Below are 14,658 nucleotides of genomic sequence, written 5' to 3' on the forward strand. Positions count from 1 at the left end.
GTTTCAATCTCTGCAAACCATCAACTAAAACCAGCTTTTACTCTTTTTGCTTCTTCCACCTAAGCCAAGTGCACCAAGTAAGCTTCTTGTTATAATATTTGCTGCAGTTCTTCCCGCGCTTTTTACTAAGGGGCTGTCAAAGAAGCCCTCTTCTTTTTTAGTACTGCGCTTTCCTGCTTTTGCTTCTTCTTTCTCTTCCTCCTGTTCTTTGGTGTTTTCTGCCGCCTCTTCCAGCTTAGCAGTTAATATTTCATAGGCGCTTTCGCTATCCACGGCCTTGTTGTACTTAGCGGCTAGTTTACTTTCACCCACAAGGGTATCCATCTCGTCATCAGTTAACACGTCCATCCGGCTTTTGGGAGGTGCGAGCATAGTATGTACGAGTGGGGTGGGAATTCCTTTTTCGTTTAAGGTTGTAACGAGCGCTTCGCCTATACCCATTTGGGTTATTAATTCATTTGTTTCGTAGAAGGTAGTTTCAGGGTAGTTTTCAGCAGTTTGTTTTATCACCTTTCTGTCCACCGCGGTAAAGGCTCTCAACGCATGCTGTACTTTCATACCTAGCTGGCTTAACACGCCTGCCGGCACGTCCATAGGATTTTGGGTCACAAAGAAAATTCCAATCCCCTTCGATCTGATTAGTTTAATAACAGTCTCAATTTGCTGCATCAACGCCTGGCTTGCCTCCTGGAAAATCAGGTGAGCCTCATCGATAAACATCACCAGTTTTGGTTTATCAAGGTCACCTTCTTCAGGACTAACAGCATACAACTCTGCCAACATCTGCAACATAAATGTTGAAAACAATTTTGGTCGGTCTTGCAGGTCAGTTACTCTCAGCACATTTATCATTCCGCGCCCGTCGTCGCTTATTTTCATTAAGTCTTCTACTTCAAAGCTTTTTTCACCAAAGAAAACATCTGCTTTTTGTTGTTGCAATTCAACGACCTTTCTTAATATGGTACCTGTAGTCGTAGTGGCAATTTTGCCATAATCTTTTTCGATTGCAGCCCTGCCCTCATTACCTACGTACTGCAAAACTTTAATGAAATCCTTTAAATCCAGCAACGGCAATTTATTGTCATCGCAATATTTAAAGATCATTGCCACCAGGCCCGATTGCGTGTCGTTAAGTCCTAAAATTTTAGATAGTAACACGGGGCCAAATTCGCTTACCGTTGCCCTTAGTCTTACACCTTTTTGCTCGCTTAGCGTCAGCAATTCAACAGGGTATTTAGTTGGCGTATAGGTTTCGCCAAGTTTTCCGCAGCGTTCGACAATGTTGGTGTTCGACATTCCTGGCATGGCTATGCCGGTTAGGTCCCCCTTAATATCCATAAGCAAAACCGGAACGCTTGCGTTGCTCAAAGCCTCGCTAATCATCTGAAGAGTTTTGGTTTTACCCGTTCCGGTTGCGCCAGAAATCAGGCCGTGCCTGTTCATTGTTTTCAAAGGAACATACACGTCGGCTTCAGGAACAACTTCTCCATCAAGAATTGCTCTGCCAATTTTTATAGATTCTCCTTTAAAAGTGTAACCTGGTTTTATTGCGTCTATAAACTTTTGCTTATCTGCCATTGCAAGGACTTTTAAGTGGTATAAGGGTTAAGGAAGATTTTTGGAACAACATTTAAGCTACGATCGACATTCATTGCGTCGCACTCTTCTACTTTTAATTTCTACTCATCGCGGCTCGGCCATATTGGCAAACTCACCTTTTGAAAAGAATACAATAATGCCCAATAAAGGTTTAAAGTACAAGAGAGTGACACAACGATGTATCATAGTATTCGTGAAGCTAAGTACAAAAACACTACAATTCATCATCACGCTCGAGCATTAGAATGGCTCCTTGCGGAACGACATAATATTTCTCGCCCTCGTACAACACTTCGGTAGCACCATTCAAAAGAAAGATAGCAAGGTCGCCTTCGCGCACCTGCAACGGAATGTACTTCACCTGTTCTTCATCGGTTTTCCAAGGCTCGCTTTCAACGGGCATTGGAATAGCATAGCCGGGACCAGTTTTGATTACATATCCCTGCTGCACCTTTTCTTTCTCCTGAACGCCGGGTGGCAAATACAATCCTGATTGAGTTCTCTCTCCCGTCTTTGTCAGTCTGATCAATACCCGGTCGCCAATCACTACAATTTTCTTCAACTTATTATCAGGGGTCAATAGCATATTCTAAAAATGAAAGGCGAAATTAACCAACCAATTTTAATTAGACCAAACGGATGTGCTAACCATTAAGGCACAATTAGTAGTATGGCAGATGGCATAATTTTTACAAATAAAAATTGAAGTCGAAGTTTAGACCGGAACTTTTTTACAGTAGTTGTTGTTGTATTCAAAAGGAAATATAGTTTCTCATAAAAATGGTGATAGGAGTTCAGAAGCGTTGCTCTAAAAAAATAACAATCAATTAGTTGTATTGCTTCCCCTTAAAATTTTATCTTTAGTTAAATTAAAAAAACAATATTATGGAAGGCAGAAAATACAAAGTACTACTCTGTGAAGACGATACGAATTTGGGCATGGTACTTAAGAATTATCTTGAGCTGAATGACTACGATGTAATACTTGAAAGAGACGGACGGTTAGGCCTGGCAGCTTTTCAAAGGGAGAAATTTGACATTTGCCTATTGGATGTAATGATGCCGAACATGGATGGTTTTACCCTTGCAGAAGAAATTCGCGATGTTGACCCTGACATGCCTTTGTTCTTTCTAAGTGCAAAAACAATGAAGGAAGACATTATTGCCGGTTATAAACTGGGGGCTGACGATTACATCACAAAGCCTTTTGACAGTGAAGTTTTGCTGTTAAAGATTAAGGCTATTTTGAAGCGTAATGAAGAAGAAAACAGAATTAATGAGAATATTGAATTTGACTTAGGTAGTTTTCACTTCAACCCAAAATTGCGCGAGTTGAGTCACAATGGCGTGATGCAAACACTTTCTCCAAAAGAAAATGAGTTGTTGAAAATGCTGGCAGAACATAAGAATGATTTGTTGCCACGTGAGCAAGCTTTGAAAAGAATTTGGGGTAGCGATACCTACTTTAACGGTCGTAGTATGGATGTTTATATTGCAAAATTGCGTAAGTATCTAAAGGATGATACCAATATTGAAATTGTAAATATCCACGGAAACGGTTTTAGATTGGTTGCGCCATAAGCAGGTGATGAACTAATTGAAAAAGCCTATGAACTTCTTCATAGGCTTTTTGTTTGGGCTTACTTTTTCCCTTTTCGCTTACAGTGAAAAAAACCATAGACAAAAATTTTATCGTCAATTATCTCAAATATAATTTGATAGGGAAAACGTCTCGTTCTAATACTTCGATAGTTTCTAGTCGTAAAACCGTAGTGCTGCGGGTGAATGCTAATTTTATGATAGCAAGTTTCTATTTCATTTATCAAATCAAAACCTAATCCATCTTTTGCTTCTTCGTACCACTCAAAAGCTGCTTGAATATCAAGTATCGCCTCAGTTTGGACGATGATGTTATAACTCATTAATCTTTTTATCTCCTATTATAAGTTTCTTAGCTTCCGTCCAGTTGTAGCCTTTACTCGCCCCGCTAAACGACCTTTCCCTTCTCATGTCCAACTCCGCTATTTGATCGTCTCTAAGTTCGTCTTCGTTGTGAGTGTATTCTTTGGCAACTGCATACAATAATTTCAGAAGCTTATCGTCGCCCGTGTTGATGTATTCCTGCAGCTTTTCTTTTATGCTTTCCATAAAAAATCTTTGATCTAAATGTAAGATATAATCCGCTGTTTAAAACAACATGCCCCCTGTTTGGCCCTGTACACGTTTTCCTAAATGCTCGTAAGCTTTTACAGTTACTTCGCGGCCTCGTGGTGTGCGTTGCATAAAACCTTCCTGTATTAAGAATGGCTCGTAGACCTCTTCAAGCGTTCCCGGCTCTTCTCCAACAGCGGTTGCTATAGTGGTAAGACCAACGGGACCGCCTTTGAACTTTTCAATAATAGCCAACAGAATTCTGTTGTCCATTTCATCCAATCCGTGTTGGTCTACGTTCAGCGCCTTTAGTGCATGTTGTGCAATAGCTATCTCAATCTTACCGTCGCTTAACACCTGGGCAAAGTCACGCACCCTTCTTAGTAAGCCGTTTGCAATACGCGGAGTACCGCGGCTACGGCGGGCGATTTCATAAGAGGCTTCGCTTGTTATGTCTGTATTTAAAATGCCTGCACTTCGCTCGACAATTTTTTTAAGTACATCTGCATTGTAATATTCGAGTCGGCATTTTATTCCAAATCGTGATAAAAGTGGAGCAGTCAGCAAACCACTGCGGGTAGTTGCACCTACCAGAGTAAAAGGATTTAAATTTATCTGGATACTTCTGGCATTGGGACCAGAGTCGATCATGATATCAAGGCGAAAGTCCTCCATAGCAGCGTAGAGATATTCTTCTACTACATTACTTAAGCGATGAATTTCATCTATAAACAGTACGTCGTTTACTTCAAGGTTTGTAAGTAACCCGGCGAGATCTCCCGGCTTTTCGATAACTGGTCCGCTAGTCTCTTTGATGTTTACGCCCAGCTCGTTTGCAACAATTCGGCTAAGAGTCGTTTTTCCTAACCCCGGGGGACCATGAAATAAAATATGGTCTAAAGCCTCTCCGCGCAATTTTGCCGCTTTAATAAATATGCTCAAATTTTCTATTAACTGCGGTTGTCCAGCGAAGTCTTCGATCTCCTTCGGCCGTATATTATTTTCAAACTCTACCTCGGCTGCCGACACATTTTCTTTCCCACTGCTTAAGTTTGGATTAGCCATTGTTATGATTATCTTGGTTGTAAAACTACTTATTCTAGTAAGCAAAAAACAGAAACTAATGAAAATTGGGATAATTGGATCTGGCATTGTAGGTCAGGTTCTGGCAAAAGCATTCCTGGCAGAAGGAAACGATGTAATGCTCGGAACACGCAACACATCAAAAGAAGAAGTCGTAAAATGGAAAGAACAAAATCCGTCAGCAGAGGTCGGCACTTTTGATGAAACGGCCGCATTCGGAGAACTGATTGTACTTGCTACCGGAGGAGCAATAACAGAAGATGCAATTACACTGGCCGGCGTAGAAAATTTCGCTGGTAAAACCGTTATAGATGCCACAAACCCAATAGCACCGGAACCTCCTGTCAACGGGGTGTTGAAATACTTTACCGACATCAACGAGTCCTTGATGGAAAAAATTCAAACCCTTATACCTCAAGCAAATGTTGTTAAGGCATTTAGTAGCGTAGGAAACGCACTGATGTATAAACCCAATCTTAAGGGGCAAATTCCAACGATGTTCATTTGCGGAAATAATGCTGCTGCAAAACAACAGGTATCAAACATTTTAAAAGACTTTGGCTGGGAAGCGGAAGATATGGGAACTGTTGAGGCTGCAAGAGCCATCGAGCCTTTGTGCATTTTATGGTGCATTCCCGGTTTATTACGAAATGAATGGATGCATGCTTTTAAGCTTTTGAAGGCTTAAATCGAGAACTGGAAAAATCGGCCCTTACACTTCCATATTGTCAAAATAAATGATGAGTAAAACAATAGCATGAATTTTCCTATTGCTTTTGAAGTAGGGTCTTACGAAATATTGCTACACACAATACTCGAATCTGCAAGCTATTTTATCGGCTTTCGTTATTTTTTGTATTTGCGAAAAAAGCAGGGTGACACTATTAATACATCCAATAGAATTTGGATATTGATTGCTTGCATATTCGGTTCACTTGCCGGGAGCAGACTTTTAGGTGGACTGGAAGATATTTCAGGTCTTCAGGCTGCCATTAATAAACCTCAATACTTCTATCAGAATAAAACGGTGTTGGGTGGTTTGCTGGGCGGGCTGGTTGTGGTGGAGCTGGTAAAGAAAATTATAAAAGAAAAACATTCTTCCGGCGACCTGATTACTTACCCGTTTATTCTTGCATTGATTATCGGCAGAATAGGATGCTTTAGTATGGGCATATATGAAGAAACGTACGGAGAACCAACTTCATTTCCATGGGGAATGGATCTCGGGGATGGCCTTAGCCGTCATCCCGTATGTTTATATGAAATCGCCTTTCTCGGCTTTCTTTGGATGAGCCTGGTTCAACTGGAGAAGAAATACATTTTAGCAGATGGGGCAAGGTTTAAAATATTTATGATAGCCTATCTCTCTTTCAGGCTGTTGCTTGATTTTATTAAACCGCATTACACTTTCAATATCGGTCTATCTACTATTCAAATAGCTTCCTTGTTCGGCTTGTTTTACTATGCTTATGACATTATTCATCCGCGACAGTTACTGGAAAGAACCAGGTGGGAAACAATACATAGTAGCACTTCGGATGAACGGATTGCAACGCAACGATGATCAACAATGAATACAATGCTGGTACCCAAAAATAAAATTCACCATGCCTGAACGTTCTTATACCTACTACGATTTTACCTTGAGTCTTTGCCCTGTTTGCCTCAAGCGCATTGACGCTAAGATTGTGTTTGAAAATGGCAATGTGTATATGCTCAAAAACTGCAGTGAACATGGTTTTTCAAAAGTTTTAATTGCAACGGACATAGAATATTATAAGAAGATCCGCAACTATAATAAGCCCTCGGAGATGCCTTTGAAGTTTAATACAAAGACGCATTACGGTTGCCCCTACGATTGTGGATTGTGCCAGGATCATGAGCAACACAGCTGCCTGACTGTGGTTGAAATTACTGACCGTTGTAATCTTAGCTGCCCCACCTGTTACGCCATGAGCTCACCGCATTATGGAAGGCATCGCACGTTGGAAGAAGTTGAGCGCATGTTGGATATAATTGTGGCAAACGAAGGTGAGCCGGACGTTGTACAGATCAGCGGTGGCGAACCAACGATACATCCTGACTTTTTTGAAATCCTCAAGATAGCGAAGAAGAAGCCTATCAAACATTTGATGGTAAACACGAATGGTATCCGCATTGCTAAAGATTTCGAGTTTACTAAAAGGCTTGCCTCTTATATGCCTGACTTTGAAATCTATCTTCAATTTGATTCTTTTAAACCCGAAGCATTGATGGCGCTGCGAGGCAAAGATTTGACGGACGTAAGAATGAAGGCCCTTGAACATTTAAACACTTTAAACCTTTCGACGACACTTGTTGTCACTTTGCAAAAAGGTTTGAATGATGATGAAATAGGAAAAATAATTGAGTTCGCACTACAGCAGCGATGTGTTCGTGGAGTGACTTTTCAACCAACGCAAATTGCCGGAAGAGTTGAAAACTTTGATCCGGCGACCGACAGAATAACCATTACAGATGTAAGGCAAAAGATAATAGATCAAACGAACCTTTTTCAACCCAACGATCTTATACCTGTTCCTTGTAACCCCGATGCGCTAGTAATGGGTTATGCATTGAAGCTTGCCGGGCAAACCATTCCGCTTACCCGTTATATAGATCCTGCTCACCTGCTTGATAGCGGCCGCAACACCATTGTTTACGAGCAGGACTCAGAGTTACACAACCATCTCCTAAAGATTTTTAGTACAGGCATCTCCGTTGATAAAGTGCAGGAAAATATGAAGCAGCTGCTGTGTTGCCTTCCGCAGATCCAGGCTCCCGGTTTAGGTTATGATAATTTGTTTCGAATCATCATCATGCGGTTTATAGATGCGTATGATTTTGATGTAAGAGCAATCAAAAAAAGTTGTGTTCACATCCTTCATAAAGATGGGCGCATCATTCCTTTCGAAACCATGAACCTTTTTTACAGAGATGAAAAGGAGCTTCGTTTAAAGGAGTTGCAAGGAACAGGGGTGTTGCCCGATAAAAACAAACTGATGCTTTATGAATAAGTTCTGGCAAGCAGTCTTGATTAACGTTGCTATAGTGTATGCATTAGCACTTTTTACCCTCGGCTTTGGTGACAGTTCGGGCTTATTAATAATTCCTATATTTCTTTCTGTAATGGAGTTTTTCCTCTCTATACCCTTCCTGGTTGTTGAAAAAAGCAGGAATGCCGGTAAAGTGATGATGGCTGCTGCAGGCATTATTTTTCTGATTGGGCTCGGAGTATGTACAGTGATACCTTTTAGACTAGAGTAGATTTTGTGGGAGCAAACAGCGGTACTCAGATTAAAAATTCTTGCGACGCTCCGTTCAACTTTTAGTAATGCTATATCCCGTTTTAGGCCTTAACCGCGTACTGCATCATCTGCAAAATCAAATCAGGGTCAGGACAATTTTCAAGGTATTTTTCTTTTTGCGAATATCTGCATACCCCTGGATAATCGCCCCTCTTTTCATACATCTCAGTTACTATTTGAAAGTGCAGGTGTGCCGGCCAATAACCGTTCTCCTTCGGTGGGCCAAAGTGAGCAAACTCTACACCCCGGCTTATGTAGTGGCCTTCCTGTATCCCTTCAATATCCCTTAAGCTTAGATGCCCGTAAAGTGTGTTGAATGAGACACCTTCCAACTGGTGATGTAAGATTATGGTAGCGCCATAATCACCGAAAAAATCATTGAAACTAAAGCTGTGTACATAGCCACCTAGTGGTGCAAAAATGGGTGTGCCAACGGGACCCCATACGTCTATACCAAGATGAAGGCGACGCGGCTCTTCACCCTTATCAAACCTGCTGCTGCGGGAATAGATGGTGCGATGTTCTGCATAACCACCTATTCCGTATTTGTATTTCGTGCCCAACTGCTGTTCTATGTATTTGGCAAAAGCATCCGTGTTAGCTAATATATGATCGGTGAGCGTGGTGTTATTTGCAGTAAAGTCAAGCTGAAGCAAAGAGTCCCTTGTTGCGTCAAAAGGCACCACGTTATGAAAAGCCCCAGCATTTTTATACAACGCATTCTGTAAAGGAGTAGGTGTCATTTTACTTGAGCTTAGAACCATTTAAATAACCACATTGATCATTCTACCTTTTACAAATATGATTTTTTTAGGTGCTTTTCCCTCCAACCATTTTTGTACAATTTCGTTTGCAACGACAATCTGTTCAACCTCCGGTTGCGCTGCGTCCAATGAGATGTTGATGTTCGTTCTATGCTTCCCATTGATACTAACAGGGTATTCTTTGCTGCTTTCAACAAGGTACTTTTCTTCGAATTTTGGAAAAGCTGCATCAAGCACACTTCCTTCATTCCCCAGTAATTTCCAGAGTTCTTCTGAAACATGTGGAGCGTAAGATGTAAGTAAAATCAACAGAGGTTGAAGAACTTCTTTTTTACGAGACTTTAGATCATTCAATTCGTTTACACACACCATGAAAGCACTGACAGCAGTATTGAAGCTAAAACGTTCTGTGTCTTCTTCAATTTTCTTAATCGTTCTATGCAAAACTTTTAGTTCAGCTGGTGTAGCAGCGTCATTAGTTACAATTAAGCCTTTTGTCTCGTCTACAAATAGTCTCCAGAACTTCCTTAAGAAGCGATGGACACCTTCAATCCCTTTTGTATCCCACGGTTTACTTTGCTCGACGGGACCAAGAAACATCTCATACATGCGGAAGGTGTCAGCACCATACCGTTCTACAATTTCGTCAGGGTTGACTACGTTGTATTTTGATTTGGACATCTTTTCTACTTCAGCCCCGCAGACGTATTTGCCGTCTTCTAAGATGAACTCAGCTTTTTCATATTCCGGGCGCGAGTTTTTGAATGACTCAATGTCTAATTCGAGACCATCAACCAACCCAACATGAACATGGACTTTATCGGTCTCATACTGATCGATCAGCCCAGCAGATACAAATTGATTTGAGCTCTTTATTCTATAAACAAACCTAGAACTTCCCTGTATCATCCCCTGGTTAACCAACTTCTTATAAGGCTCTTCATGTCCTATATAACCTAAGTCAAACAAAACCTTTGTCCATAACCGGCTGTACAATAAATGGCCAACCGCGTGCTCCGTGCCGCCAATGTATAAGTCAACCTGGTTCCAATAGTCCGTCGCTTTTCTGTCGGCGAAGGCCTGCTCGTTTTGTGGATCCATGTACCGAAGGAAATACCATGATGAACCGGCATATCCCGGCATTGTATTCGCTTCGCGGGTTCCGCCGCCTGGTGCTATTATCCAATCAGCAAGATTAGCCAACGGACCTTCACCTTCAGGGCCGGCACTATATGTATCAACATAAGGAAGTTCAACTGGCAAATGACCTTCGTCTAAAGCAAACGCAACACCGCCCTTATAAACAATCGGAAATGGTTCACCCCAATAGCGCTGACGGCTGAAGCCAGCATCTCTCATTCGATAATTGACCTGGCGTTTACCAATGCCCATTTCCTCGAGCTTGTCAATTACTACATTTATGGCGTCTCTCATGACCATCCCATCCAGGAAGTCCGAGTTCTGTAAGATGGCGTCTTTTGTTGGATTTGCCTCCTCGCCATTAAAAGCTTCACCAATAATATTTGTAATAGGAATATTGAAGTGCTTTGCAAAAGCAAAGTCACGCTGGTCGCCACAAGGAACAGCCATAATAGCCCCAGTACCGTAACCAGCTAACACATACTCAGAGATCCAAATAGGAATTTCACGACCATCAAAAGGATTGATTGCATAAGCCCCCGTGAAAGCGCCAGTGATGGATTTCACCTCCGCAAGCCGCTCTCTTTCGCTGCGGGATTTTACGTATTCCAGGTATTTGGAGATTTCGTCTTTTTGTTGAAAACTCGTTATGTCGCTAACCATTTCGTGTTCAGGAGCCACTACCATAAAATCAACTCCAAACATAGTATCCGGCCTGGTAGTATAGACAACCATTTGTTCTACTTCCCCCTTTTCACTTTTCACTTTAAACCTCACTTCCGCGCCCTGGCTCTTCCCGATCCAGTTCCTTTGCATCTCCTTCATCGAGTCGCTAAAGTCTACCTGCTCCAATCCCTGCAATAATCTATCGGCATATTCAGTGATCCTAAGATACCATTGCCGCATCTTCTTTTTTACTACCGGATGCCCGCCTCGTTCGCTTACGCCATTTACCACCTCGTCGTTGGCAAGTACGGTTCCTAAAGCTTCGCACCAGTTTACTTCACCAAAGGCAGAGAAGGCAAGGCGGTAATCCATCAGGATTTCCTGCTGTCTCTGGTTGTCGAATCCGCTCCATTCTTCTGCTATAAACTGAAGCTTCCTGTCGCCGGGACATTCATTGGTGACATTTCCTTCTTTTTCGAAAATCCCTTCTAAAACATTGATACGTTCAGCCTTTTGACTTTTGCGATTGTACCAGCTATCAAACAATTGAAGAAAGATCCATTGTGTCCACTTGTAGTACTTAGGGTCGCTAGTTCTAACCTCTCGGCTCCAGTCATAGCAGAAGCCGATGTTATCTAATTGCTCTTTGTAGCGTGCTATATTTTTTTCGGTGGTTACAGCAGGATGTTGTCCTGTCTCCAACGCATACTGTTCTGCCGGCAGACCAAAGCTGTCAAAGCCCATGGGGTGTAACACGTTGTAACCTTTCAGTCTTTTGAACCTTGCATAGATATCACTGGCTATATAGCCTAGCGGGTGGCCCACATGCAGACCTGCGCCACTTGGATAAGGGAACATATCCAATACATAAAACTTTGGCTTATCGCTCTCGTTGCTTACTCTATAAGCACCGCTATCTCTCCATTGCTGCTGCCACCTTTTTTCTATTTCTCTAAAGTTGTATTCCATGGTTGTTGATATAAGGTATAGGGTTTAAGGTGTTGGGTTTAAGGAAAACCTTACTTCAGTCTTTGCAACCAGCCCTTCTACTTTTATATTTTTTACTTCTGTTTTTTTACTGCTTTAAACCAGCCTGCCTGTGATTCTAGCGGCGTAATTAACGTTAAGCATTCTTGAGTGCTACAGGTTTCCTCCCCTACGCCTTCTACCCTACACCTTACACCTTCTCCTACGTTGAGGCAATTTCAAAAGTACAAGTGTGCGACGCAACGAACGCTTAATTAGTATTTACCAGCTTGCTACCCAAAAAAACACTAACACTTCTTTAACTGCTTTCATGCAGCAAGTATGTAATTTACCCGCTTTAAGCAAATGGTTCAAGGCCGGGCAAAAGTAAGCTATTAGAGCTCAATCCACTACATTTGCAACCTGACTAAACTCTAAATAACCAACATGGCGCAATTCGGAAAAGCATCGAGCAAACGCGGTAAACCAAGCTATATTTATAGTATTGTGGGTGTGGCACTCGTACTTTTAATTATGGGAATTTTGGGTTGGATATTTCTAAACTTCAAATCTGCGGGCTCTTCTTTTAAAGAGGATATTCGCATCAGCGCTTACCTGCGCACGACAAATAAGGATACTATCAACCAGATACAACAATACATTTCAGCGCAACCTTACGCGAAGAATGTGCAGTACACCAACAAAGAAGCTGCAAAAGCGATCTGGAGCAAAGAGGGTAATAACGAAGACTGGGCCCAAATACTGGATTATAATCCTTTACCTGAAAGCATCGATTTCTATGCGAGGTCAAACTATGTTAACCAGGATAGTTTGAATAAAATTTCGGCAGATATTGTTGGCAAATTCGGAAACCAGTTAGATGAACTTCAGTACCCTAAATTGCTTGTTAATAATCTGAATGAACGGTCAGGAAAACTGGGATTAATATTTATCGTGGTAGCTGTAGTGCTTTGCACCATCGTAATTGTAAGTATCGACAACACTATTCGCCTGGCCATGTTCAGCAATCGTTTTTTGATAAAGACGATGCAGATGGTTGGGGCAACCCGTGGTTTTATTGCCCGCCCAATGGACGTTCGTGCCATTGTAAACGGGCTGATAAGTTCTGTCATCGCCATCGTGTTATTGCTTATCTTGATACAGTGGGCAGAAAGGCAGTTTCCACAACTTAGTATGATCAGGGACACAAGACTTACATTAATTCTCTTTGGCGGAATGATCCTGATTGGTGTCGGTATTTCTTTGTTTAGCACTCATCGCAGTGTGATCAAGTACCTTAAGATGAGCCTGGACGATCTTTATTAATCGTTTTAATTGTTATTGAGCTTTAGATCTTTTTAATTGTTTTATTTTACATCTTCTAAAAAAATTATATCATGGCTGAAAAGAAAATTTATACTTCACAATCTGCACCAGTAAGAGACACCGTGGGAAAGCAAAGTGCAAAGCTGCCTTTGTTTGAAAAAGACAATTACCAATGGATGATCATTGGGGCGGTAGTAGTAGCCATTGGTATGTTTGTTATGTCTGGTGGAAAAAATTCTGACCCTAACCAGTTTGATCCAAAGTTGGTGTATAGTACTACCCGTATCACAATCGCTCCAATTCTTATTTTGGCTGGTTTGATCATAGAAATCTATGCTATTTTCAAAAGGCCAAAAGCGCATCAATAATCTGTTGCTTTAAAATCTTCAGGCGATGAAATTCATCGCCTTTTTTATTCTTTTTTTGCAAAATCATCAAACGCTGAAACTAACCTCATGACTCTTATCCAAAGTATTATAATTGCCATTGTAGAAGGTATAACCGAATTTTTGCCAATATCATCTACAGGCCATATGATTATAACTGAGCGATTGTTGATGCTACCAAAAGATGATGTTTTTATAAAGCTTTTTACAGTAGCCATACAACTTGGAGCAATATTGAGCGTGGTAGTTTTGTATTGGAAAAAGTTCTTCGATTTCTCGAAGTGGCAGTTTTACCTAAAGCTTGTCGTAGCTGTTATTCCGGCTTTGGGTATTGGCTTTTTATTATCGGATAAGATTGACGAATTACTGGATAGCCCTACAACTGTAGCGATAACTTTATTAGCTGGGGGTTTTATTCTGCTCTTCATCGATAAGGTATTTGACAAGCAAGTGATCGATAAGGACAGAAACATTACATACACAAAAAGTTTTATTATCGGCCTGTGGCAATGCGTTGCTATGATACCCGGTGTTAGCCGTAGTGCCGCCTCTATTATCGGAGGTATGCAACAAGGGCTCACCCGTCGCCTGGCTGCCGAATTTTCTTTCTTTCTTGCCGTACCTACAATGGCTGCAGCTACCGGTTATAAACTGCTCAAGACTTTCAAGGAAAATCCGGCTGTTTTGCAAGACAAGCAAAACCTCGTTATGCTGGCTGTTGGAAACGTTGTCGCCTTCGTTGTAGCCTTATTAGCCATCAAATTCTTTATCGGTTTTTTACAACGCTATGGATTTAAGCTCTTCGGCTGGTATCGTATTATTGTTGGAGCCGCATTGCTCGCGTTAATCTTTTTCGGGTATTTGAAGTGAGCGCAAGGTTTTGGGTTTAGGGTTTTGAGTTTAGAGTTTTAGAGCCGGGCTTTATTGCAACTATGAGTCATCGTTGCGTCGCACACTTGTACTTGATGTTTCTTATTGAGCAGTCGCCCCTTTTATTCTATTTAGTATTTTCTATCTGCTCATCGAAATTCTGGACAATAGTTCTTGCATAAGGGACATCAGCCGGCGCGGTGACTGGCGAAGCGAAGGCATTTCGAAACACTGCGCAGCAGTTTCGAAAACAAGTGGGTGGAGTCACGTTGCAAGAACGAAGCCCAGTGGCTTGAGCTTTCGATTTGAGTTTTATGACTTTGCCAAATTATAACCTCACTATGCGGCCATACCGCTTAATTTCTACTGACCATCTTTTGA

15 protein-coding genes are annotated in these 14,658 nt (G+C 41.5%); 8 read left to right on the forward strand and 7 right to left on the reverse strand.

Annotation, left to right across the window (positions count from 1 at the left end):
• Nucleotides 1–24: 24 nt before the first annotated feature.
• Nucleotides 25–1,578 (reverse strand): helicase HerA-like domain-containing protein, encoded by a 1,554-nt coding sequence (locus SAE01_RS21315; protein WP_147205837.1) that lies wholly within the window; start codon nucleotides 1,576–1,578, stop codon nucleotides 25–27.
• Nucleotides 1,579–1,813: 235 nt separating this feature from the next.
• The gene (locus SAE01_RS21320; RefSeq protein WP_147205838.1) at nucleotides 1,814–2,185 is read right to left on the reverse strand and encodes a co-chaperone GroES; all 372 of its coding nucleotides are present in this window, start codon (nucleotides 2,183–2,185) and stop codon (nucleotides 1,814–1,816) included.
• Between the two features lie 299 nt (nucleotides 2,186–2,484).
• Between SAE01_RS21320 and SAE01_RS21325 the strand changes: the two genes are divergently transcribed.
• Entirely contained in the window at nucleotides 2,485–3,180 is a 696-nt protein-coding gene (locus SAE01_RS21325; RefSeq protein WP_147205839.1) for a response regulator transcription factor, read from the forward strand.
• Between the two features lie 59 nt (nucleotides 3,181–3,239).
• Here the strand turns inward: SAE01_RS21325 and SAE01_RS21330 are convergent, their stop codons facing one another.
• From SAE01_RS21330 to ruvB, 3 genes are read right to left on the reverse strand one after another with little or no spacing between them, the layout of a single operon-like run.
• Nucleotides 3,240–3,521 (reverse strand): type II toxin-antitoxin system RelE/ParE family toxin, encoded by a 282-nt coding sequence (locus SAE01_RS21330; protein ID WP_147205840.1) that lies wholly within the window; start codon nucleotides 3,519–3,521, stop codon nucleotides 3,240–3,242.
• On the reverse strand, nucleotides 3,511–3,747 hold the full coding sequence (locus SAE01_RS21335; protein WP_147205841.1) for a hypothetical protein: 237 nt from the start codon (nucleotides 3,745–3,747) through the stop codon (nucleotides 3,511–3,513). Before SAE01_RS21335 ends, SAE01_RS21330 begins: the two co-directional genes overlap by 11 nt.
• Before the next feature lie 39 nt (nucleotides 3,748–3,786).
• Nucleotides 3,787–4,815, reverse strand: a complete 1,029-nt coding sequence (gene ruvB / locus SAE01_RS21340; RefSeq protein WP_147205842.1) for a Holliday junction branch migration DNA helicase RuvB — start codon at nucleotides 4,813–4,815, stop codon at nucleotides 3,787–3,789.
• 58 nt (nucleotides 4,816–4,873) lie between these two features.
• Between ruvB and SAE01_RS21345 the strand changes: the two genes are divergently transcribed.
• The 4 genes from SAE01_RS21345 (at nucleotide 4,874) to SAE01_RS21360 (ending at nucleotide 8,118) form a co-directional block, all read left to right on the forward strand.
• Complete coding sequence (locus SAE01_RS21345; protein WP_147205843.1) at nucleotides 4,874–5,521, forward strand: NADPH-dependent F420 reductase; 648 nt, start codon at nucleotides 4,874–4,876, stop codon at nucleotides 5,519–5,521.
• Nucleotides 5,522–5,590: 69 nt separating this feature from the next.
• On the forward strand, nucleotides 5,591–6,397 hold the full coding sequence (locus SAE01_RS21350; protein WP_147205844.1) for a prolipoprotein diacylglyceryl transferase: 807 nt from the start codon (nucleotides 5,591–5,593) through the stop codon (nucleotides 6,395–6,397).
• Between the two features lie 43 nt (nucleotides 6,398–6,440).
• The gene (locus tag SAE01_RS21355) at nucleotides 6,441–7,868 is read left to right on the forward strand and encodes a radical SAM protein (RefSeq protein ID WP_147205845.1); all 1,428 of its coding nucleotides are present in this window, start codon (nucleotides 6,441–6,443) and stop codon (nucleotides 7,866–7,868) included.
• Nucleotides 7,861–8,118 carry a hypothetical protein gene (locus SAE01_RS21360; protein WP_147205846.1) on the forward strand — a complete coding sequence of 86 codons (258 nt, stop codon included), beginning with the start codon at nucleotides 7,861–7,863 and terminating at the stop codon, nucleotides 8,116–8,118. The genes SAE01_RS21355 and SAE01_RS21360 overlap by 8 nt, the downstream gene beginning before the upstream one ends.
• Nucleotides 8,119–8,200: 82 nt before the next feature.
• Here the strand turns inward: SAE01_RS21360 and SAE01_RS21365 are convergent, their stop codons facing one another.
• Together SAE01_RS21365 and leuS are read right to left on the reverse strand one after the other, a co-directional pair.
• The gene (locus SAE01_RS21365) at nucleotides 8,201–8,902 is read right to left on the reverse strand and encodes a peptidoglycan DD-metalloendopeptidase family protein (RefSeq protein ID WP_147205847.1); all 702 of its coding nucleotides are present in this window, start codon (nucleotides 8,900–8,902) and stop codon (nucleotides 8,201–8,203) included.
• A gap of 21 nt (nucleotides 8,903–8,923) precedes the next feature.
• The gene (gene leuS, locus SAE01_RS21370) at nucleotides 8,924–11,698 is read right to left on the reverse strand and encodes a leucine--tRNA ligase (RefSeq protein ID WP_147205848.1); all 2,775 of its coding nucleotides are present in this window, start codon (nucleotides 11,696–11,698) and stop codon (nucleotides 8,924–8,926) included.
• Between the two features lie 444 nt (nucleotides 11,699–12,142).
• Here leuS and SAE01_RS21375 point away from each other — a divergent pair, with 444 nt between their 5' ends.
• From SAE01_RS21375 to SAE01_RS21385, 3 genes are all read left to right on the forward strand, one after another.
• Nucleotides 12,143–13,021: a cell division protein FtsX gene (locus SAE01_RS21375; protein ID WP_147205849.1), complete on the forward strand. Its 879-nt coding sequence runs from the start codon at nucleotides 12,143–12,145 to the stop codon at nucleotides 13,019–13,021.
• A 71-nt stretch (nucleotides 13,022–13,092) separates the two neighbouring features.
• The gene (locus SAE01_RS21380; RefSeq protein WP_147205850.1) at nucleotides 13,093–13,389 is read left to right on the forward strand and encodes a DUF3098 domain-containing protein; all 297 of its coding nucleotides are present in this window, start codon (nucleotides 13,093–13,095) and stop codon (nucleotides 13,387–13,389) included.
• Nucleotides 13,390–13,476: 87 nt separating this feature from the next.
• A complete protein-coding gene (locus SAE01_RS21385; protein ID WP_147205851.1) occupies nucleotides 13,477–14,277 on the forward strand; it encodes an undecaprenyl-diphosphate phosphatase in 801 nt (266 codons plus the stop codon).
• Nucleotides 14,278–14,658: the final 381 nt, after the last annotated feature.

The sequence above is a fragment of the Segetibacter aerophilus genome, assembly GCF_007991655.1.
GTDB classification, from domain to species: Bacteria; Bacteroidota; Bacteroidia; order Chitinophagales; family Chitinophagaceae; genus Segetibacter; species Segetibacter aerophilus.